The sequence below is a fragment of the Longimonas haloalkaliphila genome (assembly GCF_055379825.1).
Genome location: NZ_AP043948.1, coordinates 3,141,792 through 3,161,460, shown reverse-complemented (window position 1 = coordinate 3,161,460; position 19,669 = coordinate 3,141,792). Strand labels below are relative to the sequence as shown.

Genomic DNA, 19,669 nt, shown 5'->3' with positions numbered 1-19,669 from the left:
ATCCCGGCTCCGGGGGCTCCGTTCCACAAAGACAGGATGGGTGCCGCAGGCGAAAGGCCTTCATCACTCGGATGTGTGGGTGCGGCTTGTGGGGGACGCTGTGGCACCGGGGATGCAAGCCGACCTCGGCGATAGGTTTCCTTAGCTCGGGATCAGGAGCGAAGCGTATATCCCGGGCGCTCATCGAGGCCGGCTAAACAGATATTAAGGCAAAAGCCCCCCGCCGTTAGGAAGCCATTTAGAGACAGGAGAGAACAGGTTCTGTTGCTGAAGGCCCGGGCAGTGTAGGTCAGATGCCCGGGTCGAAATCAGCCTGCGTTTCTGGCGAGAAGATTAGCGCGCCGAGGGGGGGAACGACGACAGAAGCCGAGGCCGGCTGCCCGAGATACGGATGGCTCTCGGCCTGTACCGTTCCGGCATTGCCCACGCCGCTGCCGCCGTAGACATCCGCATCGCTGTTCAGGCGCTCAGTCCACATTCCCGTAGTAGGCAGCCCGATGCGGTAGTCCGTTCGCGCCACCGGTGTCATGTTCAGCACAAACACCAGCACCTGGTCGTCGCGTCTGCGCAGATAGCTGATCACGCTCTGGTCGCGGTCGCCGTAGTGAATCCACTCAAAGCCGCTCTCGGTGTCGTTCCAGAGTGCCGGACGGCCCTGGTAGAGGGTGTTGAGGTCGCGGACCCACTGCTGAAGGCCCGCATGCAGCCGCTTGTCGGTCAGGTCCCAGGCGAGGGGTTGGTCGTGGTTCCACTCATGGTGCTGCCCGAACTCGTTGCCCATGAACGAGAGCACCTTGCCGGGGTGGCCGTACTGGTGCGTATAGAGCACCCGCAGGTTGGCGGCATTCTGCCAGTCGTCGCCCGGCATCTTGCCCCACATCGATTCCTTACCGTGCACCACCTCGTCGTGCGAGAACGGAAGCATGAACTGCTCGGTAAAGGCCCAGCTGAGCGTCCACGTAAAATCGCCATGGTGGTACTTGCGGTGGATGGGCTCCTTCTCGAAGTACTCCAGCGTGTCGTTCATCCACCCCATATTCCATTTGTAGAGGAAGCCGAGCCCGCCCATATCCACCGGTTTGGTGACACCCGGAAAGGCCGTCGACTCCTCGGCGATGGTCATAGCGCCGGGAAAGTGCTTGTAGACCTGCGTGTTGGCATCCTGCAGCAGACGAATCGCCTCCAGGTTTTCGCGTCCGCCATGAACATTGGGCGTCCAGTTTTCGCCGCGCGAATAGTCGCGGTAGAGCATCGAGGCAACCGCATCCACCCGGAGCCCGTCGATGTGGTAGCGGTCGAGCCAGAAGAGCGCGTTGCCGATCAGGAAGTTGCGCACGCCGTTGCGCCCATAGTCAAAGACGTACGTGCCCCAGTCGGGGTGATTGCGCATCTGCGGATCGTCGTAAGCGAAGAGATGGGTGCCGTCGAAGTAGGTCAGTCCCTGTGGGTCGGTAGCGAAGTGCGCCGGCACCCAGTCCATCAGCACTCCGATTCCATTCTGATGCAGGGTGTCTACAAGGTACATGAAGTCCTGCGGCGACCCGTAGCGGAAGGTGGGGGCGTAGTAGCCCAGGGTCTGGTAGCCCCAGGAGCCGTAGTACGGGTGCTCGGCTACGGGCATGAGCTCGACGTGGGTGTAGCCCATATCCGTCACGTATTCCGCGAGCGGCTCAGCGATATTGCGGTACGAGAACGATTCGCCGGGGGCCTGGTGGCGCCACGACCCGAGGTGCAGCTCATAGATAGAGACCGGCGCGTCGAGCGTGTCGGGGCCGTTGCGAGCAGCCATCCAGTCGCTGTCGTTCCAGGTGTAGTCGTCTAAGTCGGTGACAATCGAGGAGATGCCCGCGTACGTGTTTTCGGCAGGCGGCTCCATCGCGAACGCGAACGGATCGGTGCGGTCGAGCGCTTCTCCGTTGGCGTTAATGCGATACTTGTACCGCGCACCGGGACGCGCCGAGCGCAGGTAGACCTCCCAGAGTCCGCCCCCGGCGTCACGGAGCGGATGCGCTTCCGACGACCAGTCGTTGAAGTCGCCCATCACCGATACCGAGTCGGCATTGGGGGCCCAGACGCGAAACCAGGTACCGGCCGGGTTGACCTGCGCGCCCATCCAGGTATAGCACTGGTAGTCGGTGCCTTCATTCCAGAGATAGCGTTGGTCGGCAGTAAGACGCGGCATAGACGGACGCGGTTAGGCAAAAAGGAATCGGTATGGGACCAACCAAGATACACGCTGCGCATCCATTGTCAACTCTGGCACGTGGAGCGCAGCCTCAGCCGCGGCTACAGTACCCCCTAACACCACCCGTGCGAAGCCTGTCCGCTGCAATCTATGGAATAGAGCGACGCCTGGTGGCATAGGAGCAACGCGGAAGAAACGATCTTGCGGGGGAGTGGCTTCAAGGATTGTCTTTACATCTGTTTGACTGAACCTTCCTACTTCATGCTCCATCGACTTATCGCCGCGTGTGCGGTGGCCGCCCTGTTATTTACTGGGTGTGCCTCCTCGCAGTCTGCGGTTTCCGACGATAACGATCAACCACCAACTTCTTCGTATGACGAAATTGTAACAGGCGCTGAATCCGACGAAGGGCTCTTCACGGCCCACACAAAAGACGATCAGCTCTACTACGAAATCCCCGACTCGCTGCTCGGCCGTGAGATGTTGATGGTGTCGCGCATTGCGCAGACCGCCAACAACATTGGATTTGGGGGCGAGAAGGCCAACACGCAGGTGCTGCGCTGGGAGCGCAACCGCGACAAGGTGTTGCTGCGGCGCGTAAGCTACGACAACGTGGCCGACCCTGACCTCCCGATCTACGGAGCGGTGCGCAACGCCAACTTTGAACCGATCATTATGGCGTTCGATATTGAGGCGCATAACGCCGATAGTTCGGCTGTCGTCATTGACACAACACCGCTCTTTACGACCGATGTGCCTGCGCTCGGCCTGCAGCAGAGCCGCCGCCAGCAGTATCAGGTGCGCCGCCTGGATGCGGAGCGCACGTTCTTGGAGCGTGCAGCCAGCTATCCTGAAAACATTGAGGTGCGCAACGTGCTCACGTACGATGCGCAGGAGCCGCCCTCGAACGGCTCAACCAACTCCATCTCGCTGAAGATGAACCACTCCATGGTGCTGCTCCCCGAGGAGCCGATGCAGGCGCGCCTCTGCGACGACCGGGTCGGCTACTTTAGCGTAAACCAGGTTGATTTCGGGCGCGAGGAGCATCGGGCTGTAGAGCGCTGCTACATCACGCGCTGGCGTCTGGAGCCGTCGGATCCCGAAGCGTACGCCGATGGTGAGCTGGTAGAGCCGGTGGAGCCGATTGTGTTCTACATCGATTCGAATACGCCGGAGCGCTACCGCGAACACCTGAAGCAGGGCGTTGACGACTGGCAGGTTGCTTTTGAAGCAGCCGGTTTCAAGAACGCCATCATGGCGAAAGACCCGCCTACCGAAGAGGAAGACCCGGAGTTTAGTCCGGAAGACATTCGCTACTCGGTCATCCGATACTTCCCGTCTGAGATCCCCAATGCGTACGGTCCACACGTGCACGATCCGCGCAGTGGCGAGATCCTGAAAAGCCACATCGGCTGGTACCACAACGTGGCAAATCTGCTGCGCAACTGGTACTTCATCCAGACCGCACCGGCGAACCCCGACGCTCGCACTGTCGACTTTGACGACGATGTGATGGGCGAGTTGATTCGCTTCGTGTCGGCGCACGAAGTTGGGCATACGCTGGGGCTGCCGCACAACTGGGGCTCCTCGCATGCCGTGCCGGTCGACTCGCTGCGTTCGCCAACCTACATGGCGGAGAACGGTACCGCCGCTTCGATCATGGACTATGCGCGCTTCAACTACATCGCGCAGCCCGAAGACGGGGTGGAGCACTTCGACCCCAAAGTGGGGCCGTACGACGAATGGTCGATCGAGTGGGGCTACCGGCTGCTGCCGGAGCACGACTCGCCCGACGCAGAACGTGAAACGCTGAACGCGTGGATCGTAGAACGCGCCGACGACCCGCGCTACTTCTACGGGGGGTCCAATCCGCTGGGAGCCGACCCGCGTTCGCAGCGTGAGGCGCTGGGCGACGATAACATGGAAGCAGGCGAGCTGGGCATCGCCAACCTGCAGCGTATCGTGCCGAATCTGATGTCATGGACCGCCCGCGATGGCGAGCTCTACGATCAGATGGGCGAGCTGTATGGCGAGGTTGTGACGCAGTGGAACCGATATCTGGGCCACGTGACCACCAATCTGGGCGGCGTGTTCGAAACGCACAAGTCGTACGATCAGGATGGGTTGGTCTACGAGGTGGTGCCGCCCGAGCAGCAGCAGCGCGCTATGGAGTTTCTGAATACCTACGCGTTTGAAACGCCTGAGTGGCTGATCGATGAAGAGGTGCTGCGGCGCATTGAAGGCAGTGGCGCGATCGAACGGATCCGCAACATACAGGTGGGCGTGGTCGACGATGTGCTCGACCCGATGCGCATGGCGCGTCTCATTGAGGCCGAAGCGATGCACGGCGCCAACGAGGTCTACACCGCGCTCGACCTGCTCGAAGGGCTACGCAGTGGCGTGTGGACCGAGCTCGCACAGGGCGAGGCTATCGATGCCTACCGCCGGGCTTTGCAGCGAGGTTATCTTGACCGGATGCACTACCTGCTCAACGAAGAGCCCGACATGCCATCGGGCCCCATCGTGGAGTTCTTCAACCTGACGCCGGTCGACGTGGCGCAGTCTGACATCCGCCCGTATGTGCGGGGCGAGCTGCGTACGCTGGAAGGCGAGATCCAGCGCGCGCTCAACCGCACGCCCGACCGGGCGACGGAGCTGCACCTGCAGGATGCGCTCGACCGCATCGCAAAGATGCTGGATGCGTAGCGTCCTGAACATCGCTGGCATACTACGGCGCCCCTCGTGCTTCTGGCAGGAGGGGCGCTTTTTGGTAGCGGCTCAATGGTAAGTGATTGCCATGTTAGGTTACTTCATCACGGTTCGCTGAAACCCCCTCTGTCTTCGAGCTTCGCCGCAGGCGTGATCCTGTGGACATCTCCCCCTTGGATAAGGGGGAGAAACCCGTAGGGAGAGGGGTTTCGACTGATAGGAGACTCCGGTGGCCAATTGCTTGATCACTTAGAGCCTGTTTGGGTTTTGGTTTGTAGGCGAGAGCGAGCGCCGCTGAGGCGAAAATTGGACCCCGATGGCGGTTCGTAGCCGGGGCTACGGGCCGACATTGGGGGCAATTTGCACCAGGGGCATGCCCTTCGGCCCCAGTCCAGCGCCGCCGCTCGGAGCCCAAATTAAGAAATCAAAACAGGTTCTTAGCGTCTATCCACTGCCCGCTTTTTTATGGATGCGGGGCTGTTCAGGGGCTGCTATGATGGAACGCGCGAGATCGCCACGTGGCGCTGGAGGGCATTGGCCTATGTGGGGGGAAGGATGCGAACACGCACTGCGCGAGGTTTGGAGAGGCGAGCGCGAACGGGTCGCCTGCAGTAAGGGGCATGCTGACGAGGATTAGCCTCCGAAAAGCAAGCGAACCACATACACCGAAGCGACCACCCCTACCGCATCCGCAAAAAGCCCAGCAGGCACGGCGTGGCGGGTGCGGCGGATGTTTACGGCGCCGAAGTAGACGGCGATGACATAGAACGTGGTTTCGGTGGAGCCGAACATGGTGGCAACCATCTTGACGATGAGGGCGTCTTCGCCGAACTGCTCGATCATGTCGGCGACGAGAGCGGCCGAGCCGGAGCCGGTGAGCGGGCGCATGATGGCCATGGGAAGCACTTCGGCGGGAATGCCAACGAGTCCGAGCACGGGGTCGAGCAGGTCCACGAAGAAGTCCATGGCACCCGAGGCACGAAACATGCCGATTGCAAAGAGGATGGCTACGAGATAGGGGATGATCATAACGGCGATCTCGAAGCCTTCTTTGGCGCCTTCGACAAAGACCTCGTAGACGCGCACGCCCTTGATGAGTCCGTACAGCGGAAAGCCGACGAGGATGGCGGGGAGCACGAAGTAAGAGAGGATGCTAACGGTGCTGCGAATAAGCTCAAGCATGTCGGTGTGTTGAGGGCGGGTGGGGCAGGAACGGCAGGGGGATGCGGTGCGGAAGCGGCTATGGCGACTGCTTCATCTGCTTCATCGGATTGGTATCGGCGAAGCGCTTCATGCGGCTCAGGTAGACGGCCCCGGCGATACCGGCGACGGTGGTAATGGCTGTAGCGATGGTGATGGAGAAGACCAGTTCGTTGACCTGCAGTCCCATAATGGCGATGAGCAAGACCGGGGGCACGAGCTGGACGCTCGACGTGTTCAGTGCCAGGAGCATGACCATGGAGTTGGTGGCGGTTTCTTCGGTCGGGTTCTCTTTTTGCAGCTGCTCCATGGCCTTGATGCCGAGCGGGGTGGCGGCATTGCCGAGCCCGAACACGTTGGCGAGCAGGTTCAGCGAGATTGTGCCCAGCGCCGGGTGGTCTTTGGGGAGATCCGGGAAGAGCGGGCGCAGCACAGGCTGCACGAAGCGCGTGAGCGACTGGATGAGCCCGCCTTCCTCGCCGATCTTGAGGAGCCCGAGCACGAGCGCCAGCACGCCGATGAGCCCGAGCGCCAGCGAAGCAGCGGTTTCGGCGAAGCTGAGCGCGGCAGCGGCGATGTCGTTCAGCTTGCGAAAGTGTACCGGTTCGAAGGTGAGCGCGGCCTGCACGGAGGCATTGGACATATCGACAAAGCGGGCCTCGGCGCGAATCGGGTCTCCGGTGTCGTCGCCATAGAACGCGCGCATATCTTGCCAGGGCTGCGGCAGCTCCGTTCCGCTTCCGAACACGACCTGGTTGCCATCTTGCGTCTGCACGAGGCGTCCGTCGTAGCGCGGCTCGGGCGGGGTCGTGTCGGGGTAGAACGTATGGAAGGCGGTGGTATCGAGGTGAACGGTGACGGCCTGGCGCCGCGCACCGGGGTCGTACGTATCGGGAAAGGTGACGGTGACCTCGAAGGCGTCGCCGTTGCGATGGCGGTCGGTCGAGAGCTCCCGGACATCGGTCGAGAGGGCAAACACCAGGCTGAAAATGATGAGCCCGGCCCAGATGTAGTTGAGCATGGGTGGTGGCGTGGGGAATGCGTGGCATGACGAACAGCACACAGCATACGGAACGATGCCCCACAAGCGCTACCGGGGTGGCAAGGTCCGGCCTACGATTTGTTCAGAAGAGAACGTGCTGGTGTGTTCGGGGCGCATAGGATCGTGACAAGCGCGGGGACGGTGTTGGGGCCTTTCGCCTGGAGGTGCCTGTCATCTGGAGGCGCCAGGATGCCAGTGTCGTGGCTGTACGCGTACCCCCGTCCAAGCCGTACCTCGGCGCGTCCTTGTACGGAAACGCGGATAGCGGTGCTGAAACTCCCCCGTAGCTGGTTGACGGCAGAGAGTCGGTTGAAGAAGCCCTCGTTGGCGCTGAGTACGGAGAGGCGCCCGCGCATCCGTGCGTAGAGATCGGCCGCTGTAGATGTCGCCCCCTTCCACAACGTCAATGCCCTTGCAGGAATGCACATCCCTGCAAGGGCATCAGCGTTAACGATGATTTTGAAGATGACGCCACGGGGTTACCGCACAACGGTGACGCGCTGGGTCTCGGTGTGGCCTGTGGTCTGCATGCGCAGGAAGTACGTGCCGCTCGCCAGGCGGCTCACGTCAAGCACCTGCTCCGTGCGCCCCTCCGCATCGGCGTTCACCACCGTCTGCACCCGGCGGCCCAACAGGTCGTAGAGGTCGATCCGCACCGCCTGCCGTTCCGGCACTGCAAAGCGCACGGTGGCCTGATGGCGTGCCGGGTTCGGATACGTGGGCAAGAGCTCCGCCTGGGTCACCTGCCGCGCAATCGTCACCGTCTCGCTCAAGGACGCGGTGCCGCCCGTGTCGACCTGGCGCAGGCGATACGAGAGGCTGTCCGCCGCATAGGGCAGGTGCGCATCTTCGAAGCGGTAAGATTGGGGGGCGTCGGTGGTGCCCGCGCCATTTAGGCGCGCGATCGTTTCCCACGTTCCCCCGGTAGAGACGTCCGACCCGGGCGTCTCCATTACGGATCCATTCACGGATCCATTCACGGGTCCATCGGCAGATCCCACCGCGCGCTGCACCTCAAACCCGGCGTTGTCGGTTTCGGAGAGGGTCTGCCACTGCACGGTGACGGATTCGGGGCCGGAGCGCTGCGCTTCGAATCCCGCCAGTTCGACCGGGAGGGGGTTGCCCGCGTCGCTGCTTCCAATCGCGAACTGGCTAAAGCCCACGAGGTCCTGCACCGCTACGAGGATACGATCTTCGTCCAGCACCAGACGTGCGCCGCTGAACGTATCGACGGCGTTCCACGTCTGCCCACCGTCATCGGACTTGTAGAGCATGAGCGCGCTGAAGTCCCCAATCCCGGAGAGGCTGCTCGCGTCGAAGACGAGGTCGTAGGTCGGGGCCGCGCTGAGCGACGCATCGACCGTCCATGTCACCGGGGCCACGTTATCGGGCAGATCCGGGCTCTCCGGCGTCTCCTCCGTGCGGGTGAAGGTGAGATCGCCACTGGCCGCGTCCCGGAGCAGGAGCAGCCCGCCAAAGCCGGTCGGCTCGACGTAGCCGACCAGACCCGTAGCGCCGGTGATCGGGTCGCTGGTGGCGGCGATGGTGCTCAGTTCGTAGGCCCCCAGGTCGGGGAAGAGCCCAAAGCGGCGGGCATCGCCGGCAAGGTCGGTCGTGACATCCTCGGCGATGCCGCCTGTCTCGAACGGCGCAAACGTGCCGCGTGCAATCGCGGGGGAGCCGGCGGTGAGGCGCACATCGCCCGCATCAGCATCGGCAAAAAGCGGATCGGCGTCGAGGTTGTTTCCGCCGTCGGTGTTAGCACCCCCTCCAATGCCCGAGCCGTTCACCCCGCCCTCAATCAGTGTGTGCACAAGGGTGGGCGTGGCATCTTCATTGTAGATCTCGTTGCCATCGTTGGCATCGTTGCCCCACAAGATGGTGTTCGTAACCACTGGGCTGCTCGTGCCAAAGCTACCATTGTTGAAGATCGCCCCGCCGGCGCTTGCAGCGTTGCCCGTGAAGGACGCGTTCGTAACCTGCGGGTTGCTCGTCCCATCGGCACCATTGTTGAAGATCGCTCCGCCGTCGGAGCCTGCAGAGTTGCGCGTGAAGGTCGCATTTGTAATCTGCGGGCTGCTCGTGCCGTCGAAGCTGCCATCGTTGTAGATCGCCCCGCCGAATTCTGCGGAGTTGCCCGTGAAGGTGAGTCCCGTAAGCGCCGGGCTACACGCGTTGCCGGTGCTCTCGCCGTCGCAGAAAAGCCCTCCTCCTACGTTATTGGGAAAGCTGTCGTTGGCGTTCCCGCCGGTGATGGTGAGGCCATCCAGCACCGTGTCGGTCGTGATGTTTGCGTTGACATCTGGGCCAATCGCATCGCCCCCGTTAAAGACGAGCACGTGGTAGGCATTGCCGGAGTCGTCACTTTCGTCGTCGTTGAGGTTGCCGGAGAGGATGGTTGCGTTAGCGGATAGGTTGCGGCTGTCCAGCGCGTCTTCCACCTCCGACACGTCGCTGAACGTTTCGCTTCCGCTCCACCCCCCGTAGATCTTGAGCCCATCCTGGGCGCCGGTAATCTCGAAGGTGGCCGTGCGGGAGTTGCCGGCATCAAGTCGTTTGCTGGGTACATACGTTCCAGCAGCCATCACGGTGACGTCGTTGCCCGTAGCTATGTCCAATGCGTCTTGCAGGTCGGTGAACGCGTCGTCCCAAGAGGCGCCGGTGTCGCCCCCCGAGGCCGAAGCATCCACGTACAGGATGCTGGGGGCGTTATCGTAGAGCGCAATCTCTTGGGGGGCGGTTTGGCCGTCAAGCGTGAATGTCTCGCTGGAGGGCTCTTCTGCGCGGGCCGTCCACGGCCCAGCCGGACCCGGACGCTCCGCGAGGCCCACCGTGCTGGGGTTCGGCACGGTCACATCGCTATAGCTGAGGGCCAGATCCGCCGCCCCCGTATTGCTGGCATCTGCATTGCCCGGCACCGCGCCCCACACGAGATTCGTCCGCTCAGTTTCTCCTTGTGGCAAGGCGTCTCCGTCGAACACATCGGCGGTGGCGTCGCCATAGCGGTAGAGGGTGAAGCGCTCGGTGGTGCTCGTTACGGTCGCGGTGAGGGCTTGCCCATCGGTTCCGATGGTTCCTTCGGTTTCCGGAGCGACCACCACACTTTCCTGCCCGAGCGGGGCGCCGCTGGCGGTCCACTGCGGATCGCCTTCAAACGTTGCATTCCGCCCGCCCGTGAGGTCATATGCCGTGATGCCGTCGTGATCTGCATCAAAGCGCTGGCTTGTCTGCGCCGCGTCGAAGCGATACGAAGCGACCAGCCCCGCCGTATTCGCCGGAATGGTCTGGTGCATTGTTGCCTGAATGTCGGTTTGGCTGCGCGCCTCCGTCCACATCCGCAGCTCGTCGAGCTCCACCGGAAGCCGGTCGCTGCCATCGGGCCGCTGCGCGAAAGACCACGCGCCGTCGTTGACGTTGAGCGTGCCTACGTCCGTACGCTCGTCTTGCAGTATCCCATCGAGGTAGACCTGCTGGACACTGTTACCGTCGTAGGTCACGGCCACGTGCTGCCACGTGTCAAACGCCACGTCCGCGGCGTACGTGTTGTCATTGGCCCAGTGGGCGACCTCAATGGATTGATCCGTGACCGCAATGCCGAGCAGGCGATTCTCCGACTGCGATTCCGAGCCTTTCCAGAGGTACCAGCCCTGGCGGTCTGCGCCCGAGGCGCTGCCATCGACCTTCGCCCAGAAGGCGATCGTCCACGGCGCGTTGCCAGAGAGGTCGGGATGGGCCTCGGCTGTGGCCCCGTCGTTGGTGCCGTCGAAGGCGAGGGCGGTGCCGGAGCCGTACGGCGCTTCGAGGAGGGCCCAGTCGGATGTGGCGTTGGCGGGGTCGGTGGCATCGGTGCCGCCGCCCTCGACGGTGTAGCTATCGGTGTCGAGCGTGGCGGTCAAGTCGAGCAGGCCGGGGTCAGCAAAGGCGTCTCGCTCGTAGGCGATCTGGACAGTGGCCGTGCCTTCAGCAGGCACGTCTACTGTCCAGGTGCCATCGCTGACGGTGCCTTCGCCGGAGATCGTTGTAGCAGATACCTCTGCGGGCAGTCCCAGGTCGACGTCGGCCCCGGTAACGCCTACGGTACCAAGATTAGCAAGTTGCATCGTGCCGGTTGCTGCAGCGGGGTGGGCCGTCAGGCGCAGTCGCGCATTGCCGAGGGTACTCTCGTACGCGCCGAGACTAGCGGTACCGTTCTGGATGCGCGCATCTCCCAACAGATCGGTGGTCACGGTTTCGGCGACCCCGCCAGGTTCGAAAGGTGCATTCGTGCCTGCATTAACCGCTGGAGCCCCCTCCAGGAGACGGAGGCCGTCGTCGATAGTCCCGAAAACGCCATCGTTGCCTGCCGGATTGCCGCCATTTACAAAGAACGGATCCGTGTCGAGGTTGTCTCCGCCATCCGTATTGTCAGTTCCTTCAACGCGGCTTCCGTTCACCCCATTCTCAATGAGGGTGTGCGATACCGTGGGAGCAGCGCCTTCGTTAAACATCTCACTGCCCCTACTGGCATTGTTGTCCCACAGGATTGCATTCACAATCTGCGGATTGCTCGTACCCGTGCCATTGACAAGATTGTAGAGAGCACCTCCGTCGTTGCTTGCATCGTTGCGCGTGAAGGTTACATTTATGAACTGTGGATCACTTATGCCATCATCACCCCCACTCCAAACGGCGCCTCCGTCGCTGCCTGCGGTGTTGCCGGTGAACACACTGCTCGTGATGAGGGGGCTACTCACCCCATCAAAAACACCGGAGTTGAATATCGCACCGCCGTTACTGCCGGCTGTGTTGCCTTCAAACACGCTATTTGTGATTTCTGGACTGCTTATCCCGTCATCGAACCCCGCATTGAAGACGGCGCCGCCGCTTTCGCTTGCCGTGTTGTTTATGAAGAATGTACCTGTGACACGCACGCTGCTTTCGCCATTGCGGCCCTGTGCGTAAATCGCCGCCCCATTTTCAGAAGAATTGTCCGTGAGCACGCTATTTGCGATACGCGGATTGCTTTCCCCACTGCTTCCATTGGCGTAGATCGCGCCCCCACGCCTGTCTGCGACATTGCCGGTGAACGTAGCGTTAGTAATCTGCGGGCTGCTTGTGCCGTTGGAGGGGCCCCCGCTGTAGATCGCCCCGCCCTCAAGACTTGCGGAGTTCCCGGTGAAGGTGAGTTTGGTAAGCACTGGACTGCACGCGTTGTTGGCGCCCTGGCCGTCGCAGTAAAGCCCTCCTCCGCGGCTACCGGTCGAGTCGTTGCCATTAGCATTACCGCCGGTAATCACGAGGCCATCCAGCACCGTGTCATTCATGATGGTTCCGCCAGAGGTACCATCGAGATACACCACCGTGTAACTGTTAGAGCCGCCAATGTCCGAAGCATCCTCGGTGATGCCGTTGGCGTTCGTATTGTCATTATTGTCAATGTCGCCGGATAGTACGGTGGGATTCGCCTCCAGGTCGCGGCTATCGAGTTTACTTTCCACATCGCTGATGTCCGTGAACGACTCGGCGCCACCCCAGCCGCCATATATCTTCAGACCGTCTTGGTCGCCGGTGATCGCAAAGCGCGCGTTGCGGTCGGATTCGTCATCAGTTGGCAGATAGCGCCCGGTGGCAATCACAATCACATCGTTCCCCGTGGTGCGGTTGAGCGCATCCTGTAGATTCGTAAACGCGTCGTCGAACGACGAGCCGTCGTTTTCGCCAGCTGTAGCGCTTTCATTTACATAGTAGATCGGGCCGGAATACGGGGCCTTGCGCTCATAGGCCCCAAGGCTGACAGTGCCGTTCTGAATGCGCGCCTCGCCCAACAGGTCAGTATCGACGCTTGAAGGCACGGCGCTATTATCCCCCGAATCCAGAGCCGGTGAACCGCTCTGCAGGCGCAGGCCGTCGTCCTCGGTGCCGAATGCCCCATCTTCTCCCGCGGGAGTATCTGCCTCGACAAAGCCAGGATCAACACCAAGGTTACCGCCGCCGTCAATGTTGTTGCTGTTTCCCCCAACGCCGGGACCATTGACACCGCCTTCGATAAGCGTGTGGCGGAGCGTTGGGGTAGCACCGAAGTTGTAGATTTCATCACCGCTACCGGCAGTGTTATTCCACAAGATCGCGTTGGTTATTACGGGGGTAGACTCATCACCGTATATCGCCCCCCCGTTCGTGTTTGCGCTGTTGCGGGTAAATGTCGTATTTATGATCTGGGGCTGACTTGTACCGCCAAGGGACGCCGTGTTGTACATCCCTCCCCCATTGGCACCTGCCGTGTTACCGGTAAAGATCGCGTTTATAACCCGGGGGCTGCTTGTGCCGCGCACCCCAATGTTGTAGAGTCCCCCCCCGAAGCGTCCGGCAGTGTTGCCAGCAAAGACAATATTTGTGAACTGCGGACTGCATTCGTTGTCGTTGCCGTTACCATCACAGTATGCCCCCCCGCCGGCCCCATTAGACCTTGGGCTGGATATGCGGATGTCATTGGCTTGCCCACCTGTAATAACAAGACCGTCGAGCACGGTACCCGTTGTGATCGTGCCGCCCGTCGTACCGTCCAGGTATACCACCGTGTAGCTGTTTTCGCCCTGGATGTCACTTGCATCTTCGGTAATGCCGCTCGTGGTAATGTCGTCGCCATCAATGTCTCCAGAGAGTACGGTTGGGTTCTGGCCCAGGTCGCGACCGGCCAGATTGTTTTCCACCTCGGCGATGCTACCGAATGAAGTACTGCCCGTCCACCCGCCGTAGACCCGTAGCCCATCCTGATTTCCAGTAATCTCAAATCGCGCGTCGCGGTCGGAGGCATTGCTTGTTGGCAGATAGCGCCCGGCCGCAATCACGATCACGTCGCTTCCCCCGGCCGTACTTAGCGCACCTTGCAGGGAAATGGCATCGCCGCTGCCGAACGAGGATCCGTCGTTGCTCGCGTCGCCGGTCTCCGTGACGTGGTAGACGGTTTGTGCCTGCGCAGTTGTGGGTGCGATGTACATGCCTACCAGAAGGACGAGCAGGCTCAAGACCCCCATCCAGTTCAATCCGCCCATCACCTGGACGAGCATGCCGTCTCTTGATTCGATGGGCCGGGTAGGGTCGTCCGCTACTGATGAGGTATTTTGTAACGTGGAGGTCATAGGGCAGGGGGATGCAGAGCACAGAGATCAATGCGGTAGCAACGTGCTCCAAAAGAGAAGCAGAGGGCCGCCGTTCGCGCATCCCCATAGTAGCCATTTATTCCCTTAACCGCTTTGGCATATGTGTCAAATGGTTCGTGATGTGTCTCAACTTAGCTCAAAATGATGAATATTAAGTGATTGAAATGTTAGATGGGTACTATTTACATACTTGATGCCGGTCTCAACATGCTGACTGGAATTGCTCTCTTAGGCCTCCGTTGGTTCTTCGTCCCGGTAGAAGTCCACGACCCTCTCTGCTTTGGCGGGGCCGACCACATCGGCAAGGGCCTCCGCATCCGCCTGCCTAACCTGCTGCACCGACCCGAATGCTTTGAGCAGCGTCTGTGCGGTCTTTTCGCCGATGCCGTGGATGTCGAGAAGCTCAGAGCGCAATGTTTTCTTCTTGCGACGCTTGCGCTGGTATGTGACGGCAAAGCGGTGGGCCTCGTTGCGCAGGTTCTGCAGCAGCTTCAGCGATGGGTGGTCTTTGCCCAGGTAGAGTGGGTCGGGGTCGCCGGGTTGAAAGATTTCTTCGAGCCGCTTGGCGATGCCGATGACCGGAAATAGGCCGTAGACATCCAGCTCCTTGAGCACGTTTACAGTGCTTGAGAGCTGTCCCTTGCCGCCATCCACCACAAGCAGGTCGGGCCAGGGGCCGCCTTCGTTCGCCATGCGTTTGTAGCGGCGGCGCACGACCTCGCGCATCGACTTGAAGTCGTCGGGGGTGCCGTCTTCCACAGAGCGGATCTTGTACGTGCGGTATTCGCTTTTGCGCGGCGTGCCGTTCAGGAAGACAACGCACGAGGCCACAGTTTCGGTGCCACCCAGGTGCGAGATGTCGATCCCATCGATGCGTTTGGGGAGATCGTCCATCTGTAGCGTTTCGCCCAGCTGTTTGACGGCTTCGGGAATGCGGTCGCGCTCGCGCTTCATGCGCTGCAGCTTATACTCGTTCACGAGCAGTTTGGCGTTGGAGCACGCCATCCGCACGAGGCTGGCCTTCTCGCCGCGTTGCGGCACGCGAATGGGCACCTGCCGTCCCTTTTTCTGGCGCAGGAGCTCTTCCAGTGGTACGGTGTCTTGGGTGGGGTGCTCGTTGGGGTCAACGGCCAAGAGCACCTCGTTCGGGTAGAAATGGGCGGATGCGTAGTAGTCCTCAATCAGCGAAAGCATCAGCTCCTCATCCGTGCGACCCTCGATCTGATGCAGATACGTGTGGCGTCGGCCGATCATCTTGCCTTCACGCACACGAAAGAGCGTCCCACAGCCCACGCCCTCGGCGCGATCGACATGGAGCCCGAAGATGTCGCGGTCTTCGAAGTCCTGGCTGACGATCTTCTGCCGCTCGGAATACGTCTCCAGCGCCTGAATCTGATCGCGCAGGCGAGCGGCCTCCTCGAAGTCCAAGTTGGCAGACGCTGCTTCCATCTGCTCCTTGAGATGCGAGGTGAGCGCCTTCGTGTGTCCGTTCAGCAGTTGCTCGACCTGATCGATGGTTTCCTGGTAGTCTTCTTCCGACTGCTCACCCACGCACGGACCCTGACAATTCTCGATGTGATACTGCAGGCAGACTTCGTGCTTGCCTGCTTCGACTTTCTTTCTGGAGAGGTCGAGCTTGCAGGTGCGCAGCTGAAAGACCGATCGAATGGCGTCCATCATTTGGTTGAGCTGCTTCACGTCGGTGTACGGACCGAAGTACTTCGAGCCGTCGTTGCGCACCGAGCGCGTTTTGAAGACGCGGGGGAAGCGCTCGTTCTTGATGCAGATGTACGGATAGGTCTTGTCGTCGCGTAGGTTGACGTTGTAGCGCGGCTGCAGCTCCTTAATAAGGTTGTTTTCGAGGATGAGCGCCTCCACCTCGGTATCGGTTACGATCACCTCCACATCGGCGATCTTCTTCACCATCACCTCAATGCGCCCTGAGCGCTTGCGCCCCTGCTGAAAGTATGAGCGCACGCGGGTTCGCAGGCTTTTGGCTTTGCCCACGTAGAGCACGGAGCCCTTGTCGTCAAGGTGCTTGTACACCCCGGGCTCGCGGGGCAGGTGGTCGAGCTTTTTCTGGAGGACGTCGGTCATGGGGCGAGACATCGTTATATATACAGCGCCGCTATAAAACGGCTATTGAAAGCTGCATGATTCGGGTGTAGCGTACGTATCTTGCAACCGATAGAGGCCTGCATGCTACACCGGTGCGTGGTCTATTGAGTGACGAGTTGGTGACTTGCTACCTTGCCGCGTAAGAGTACTGCGGGCATCTGGAAGAAAAAAACAGCGATGGGGGGCGCTAATCCTGAAGTGATGGGCCTTATCAGAGGGACGAATAGGTTATTTCGTGCGTTGCTTTGCTCGGCTCCAGATCAGGTCTGGGGCAGGTGAACGTAGTGAATAAAGATCTCCTACACGTACGGCACGGTCCCCCACCCGGCGGGCACCTACCACCCGAGGAGGAGCTGGATCGACGCGCTCCAGGCCCTGGTGGCCTCTGTGTGCACTCTGAAATGTGTGCATTCTGAAAGCACTTTTGGTTTGATCGATGTCGTGCAGCTCGTAGCCAAATGAGAGGGGCACCCACCAAAGATTAAACCTGGCAGGTCTTATGAGCCCTGCCAGGTTTTTTAGTGGCGGATGTTTGCGTCTACGTGAGCGGTTTCTAAAAGTCAACGAACAGCGGGGCATCGGGGCCGAGTGGGATACCGAAAAAGATCCAGACGGCGAGTATGATGGTGCCAATAAGACCAAACGCGATAGAGTATGGCAGCATGACAGCGATGATGCTTCCAATGCCTGCATTCTTGTCGTAGCGCTGCGCGAAGACAATGATTAGGGGGAAGTACGGTAGCAGCGGCGTTAAAATGTTAGTGAAGGAGTCGCCGATGCGATACGCGGCCTGTGTGAGTTCAGGCGAGTAGCCCATCAGCATCAGCATAGGCACGAAGGTGGGACCCATGATTGCCCACTTGGCAGAGGCGCTTCCGACAAACAGGTTGATAAACGCAGACACAAAGATAAACGCAATGATCAGAGGAATTCCGCTCAGACCCACCGAAGTCTCAAGCAGCTCCAGAAACTCGGCGCCTTTGATCGCGACGACCATATCGAGGTTTGACCAGCTGAACATCGCCACGAAGTGCGCTGCTGCAAAAGCGAGTACGATGTAGACCCCGAGGTCAGACATCGTCTCCGACATCATATCAGTGACATCCTTGTCTCGCTTGATTTTCTCGGTGACGAGTCCATAGACGAGTCCGGGCAAGAAGAAGATCACGACCATGAGTCCGACGATGGCGTTGAACGCGGGTTCAAACCCACCTTCAGGGCCGCGCAGCGCCCCGCCTTCTGGAATAATTAGGAGCGCAGCGCCGGCGATTGCGGCAAAGAAAGTGACGGAGCCCCACAGGAGGCCTTTGCGCTCGGTATCCGTGAGGTCGTCTGAGGTGCTTTCGTCTTCCTCAAAGTCCTCGGGTGGCTCGTAGTCTCCGAGATAAGGCTCCACCACGTAGTCGGTGATGAGCCACCCAACGATCACGAACGCAGGCACGAGCGCTACGATGAGGTAGTAGTTGGCCAGCGCGGTAACGACGTATTGGGGTTCAATGACATGGGCGGCCGGTTCGGTGAACGAGGCCAGCAATACGTCGAGGGCCGAAGGAAGCAAGTTTGCACTAAACCCGGCTGATACCCCTGCAAAAGCGGCGGCGAGTCCGGCAAGAGGATGGCGCCCAGCACCATAGAAAAGGAGGGCACCGAGGGGGATAACGACAACGTATCCGGCGTCAACGGCCATATTCGACATGATGCCTGTGAACACGATGGTCATCGTGAGCAGAGCGTTGGGCACGGCGCGCATGAACGACCCAAGGGCAGCGCCGATAAACCCGGATTTGTCAGCTACGCCGATGCCAAGCATCACCACCAGCACCAGACCCAGCGGGGGAAAGTCGGCGAAGGTATCCGCCATATCGGTAAAGAGGCGCTGGATGTTGTCGCCTGAGAAGAGGCTTTCGACCGTGATGATCTCACCGGTACGGGGGTGCTCTACGCTTACGCCCAGAGCGCTTACGATAAGCGACACTAGCATGGTGATGCCAATGAAGATAAAGAAGAGCGTAACGGGCTCTGGGAGCGCATTACCGGTACGCTCAACCATGTTTAGAAAACGCTCTGAAAGCCCAGAAGGCTGATCGGCGTCGGTCTCAGGGGATGCTTCGGTAGGAGGAGTGCGATCGGCCATGCGATGAGAGCGACTCGTGTGAGAAAATCATACAGGTTATGCAAGAGGCTGAATTCCTACGTACGGACAAGTACAAGGAAGACAGGCACCCTAACGTACAAACCCGACAGGATAATTACACACCGTATTGCAATGAGATAGGCCGTGGAAGATGATACAGCGGATAATACAATAGGAAAGCGCTGTCGCGAGAGGCGACAACGCTTCATAAAAACAGACAGGACGTGCAGCCAGGGCTGCTGTATAGTGTTCAGGCAACCTTGAGCGATGTGCTAAAAAAGTGCGCGAATCTCTTCAAACTTGTCGCGTTCGAACGAAAGGCTGTACTTTTCCGGTTCGTTTTCGTCGCCAACGGCGGTGAGCGGCTCGATATCGGATTTCTGAACCGTTTCGATGAACTTCTTAGGCTCGCACCCAAGCTCAGCTGCAAAGTCAGCAGCTGTAGCGGCGTAAATTCCTCCGTAGGTTTTGATATCGCCCGATGAGAAGTTATCTTCTCCTTTTGGTTTAAAGCTTACGCCCCGCATAGGATAACATGGCTGTGATGATCATGTAGTTACAGCATATAGCACTGAAAAACCTCTTGAGAGTTTCTACTACACCTGCAACGTTGCAGGTCGCGAACGATTGATGGAATGCGTACCTTTATGCTTCTGTAGTCCTCGGGTATACCGAGGGCACGCCGAAAACGGAGCGCACCGGACCGGTGCACGACGGTACCTGTGCACCGAATAGGTGCCATGTGGCTGTCAAACCGGTGGTTGACGAACCGGGTGCCGATGCCTACCTTTCACTGTGGTACACATTACGGGAAGCCAAACAGATGGGATCTTCAAAAGAACCAACCTCCGACATGGTTACCAGCATTGCCGCCCAGCTCATGATTTTGTATGACCAGGCTATGAGCGAGAAAAACCCCGAAGCAGCGCGGGCGTATGCGCTTGCGCTCAACCTGCTTCGGCGTGAGACAAAGGGGGTGAAAATCTCTTTTGACGGTCCACCTCCTACGTTGCGACGCATCCCGACCGTTCATTTCCCCGAAGACCTTGCCGACCGTCTACCGCCCAAGTACCGTCCGGAAACAACCGAGTAGTACCAGCTACCGGGTCTTTCGGTCTACGGGGCGATCGACAAGAGGACGC

General features: G+C 60.0%; 10 protein-coding genes. 2 read left to right on the top strand and 8 right to left on the bottom strand.

Annotated features, from left to right (window positions below; genetic code table 11):
* Positions 1-289: 289 nt before the first annotated feature.
* Positions 290-2,182: a 1,4-alpha-glucan branching protein GlgB gene (gene glgB / locus ACZ48V_RS12320; protein ID WP_464539548.1), complete on the bottom strand. Its 1,893-nt coding sequence runs from the start codon at positions 2,180-2,182 to the stop codon at positions 290-292.
* Positions 2,183-2,446: 264 nt separating this feature from the next.
* Here glgB and ACZ48V_RS12315 point away from each other — a divergent pair, with 264 nt between their 5' ends.
* Positions 2,447-4,891: a zinc-dependent metalloprotease gene (locus ACZ48V_RS12315; protein WP_464539546.1), complete on the top strand. Its 2,445-nt coding sequence runs from the start codon at positions 2,447-2,449 to the stop codon at positions 4,889-4,891.
* 636 nt (positions 4,892-5,527) lie between these two features.
* Here ACZ48V_RS12315 and ACZ48V_RS12310 read toward each other — a convergent pair.
* The 7 genes from ACZ48V_RS12310 to ACZ48V_RS12280 all read right to left on the bottom strand — a co-directional run bounded on the left by ACZ48V_RS12310 (position 5,528) and on the right by ACZ48V_RS12280 (position 19,054).
* Entirely contained in the window at positions 5,528-6,076 is a 549-nt protein-coding gene (locus ACZ48V_RS12310; RefSeq protein ID WP_353563227.1) for a spore maturation protein, read from the bottom strand.
* Between the two features lie 58 nt (positions 6,077-6,134).
* On the bottom strand, positions 6,135-7,115 hold the full coding sequence (locus tag ACZ48V_RS12305) for a nucleoside recognition domain-containing protein (protein ID WP_464539544.1): 981 nt from the start codon (positions 7,113-7,115) through the stop codon (positions 6,135-6,137).
* Positions 7,116-7,207: 92 nt separating this feature from the next.
* Positions 7,208-7,543 carry a hypothetical protein gene (locus ACZ48V_RS12300; RefSeq protein ID WP_464539542.1) on the bottom strand — a complete coding sequence of 112 codons (336 nt, stop codon included), beginning with the start codon at positions 7,541-7,543 and terminating at the stop codon, positions 7,208-7,210.
* A gap of 72 nt (positions 7,544-7,615) precedes the next feature.
* Positions 7,616-14,254: a T9SS type A sorting domain-containing protein gene (locus ACZ48V_RS12295; protein ID WP_464539540.1), complete on the bottom strand. Its 6,639-nt coding sequence runs from the start codon at positions 14,252-14,254 to the stop codon at positions 7,616-7,618.
* Positions 14,255-14,503: 249 nt separating this feature from the next.
* Positions 14,504-16,372, bottom strand: coding sequence for an excinuclease ABC subunit UvrC (gene uvrC / locus ACZ48V_RS12290; protein WP_464539538.1), 1,869 nt, complete (start codon positions 16,370-16,372; stop codon positions 14,504-14,506).
* A 574-nt stretch (positions 16,373-16,946) separates the two neighbouring features.
* Positions 16,947-18,527, bottom strand: a complete 1,581-nt coding sequence (locus tag ACZ48V_RS12285; protein WP_464539536.1) for an AbgT family transporter — start codon at positions 18,525-18,527, stop codon at positions 16,947-16,949.
* A 272-nt stretch (positions 18,528-18,799) separates the two neighbouring features.
* The gene (locus ACZ48V_RS12280) at positions 18,800-19,054 is read right to left on the bottom strand and encodes a hypothetical protein (RefSeq protein WP_464539534.1); all 255 of its coding nucleotides are present in this window, start codon (positions 19,052-19,054) and stop codon (positions 18,800-18,802) included.
* 215 nt (positions 19,055-19,269) lie between these two features.
* On the opposite strand from ACZ48V_RS12280, the gene ACZ48V_RS12275 reads away from it, so the two are divergent.
* Positions 19,270-19,620, top strand: a complete 351-nt coding sequence (locus tag ACZ48V_RS12275; protein WP_464539533.1) for a hypothetical protein — start codon at positions 19,270-19,272, stop codon at positions 19,618-19,620.
* Positions 19,621-19,669: the final 49 nt, after the last annotated feature.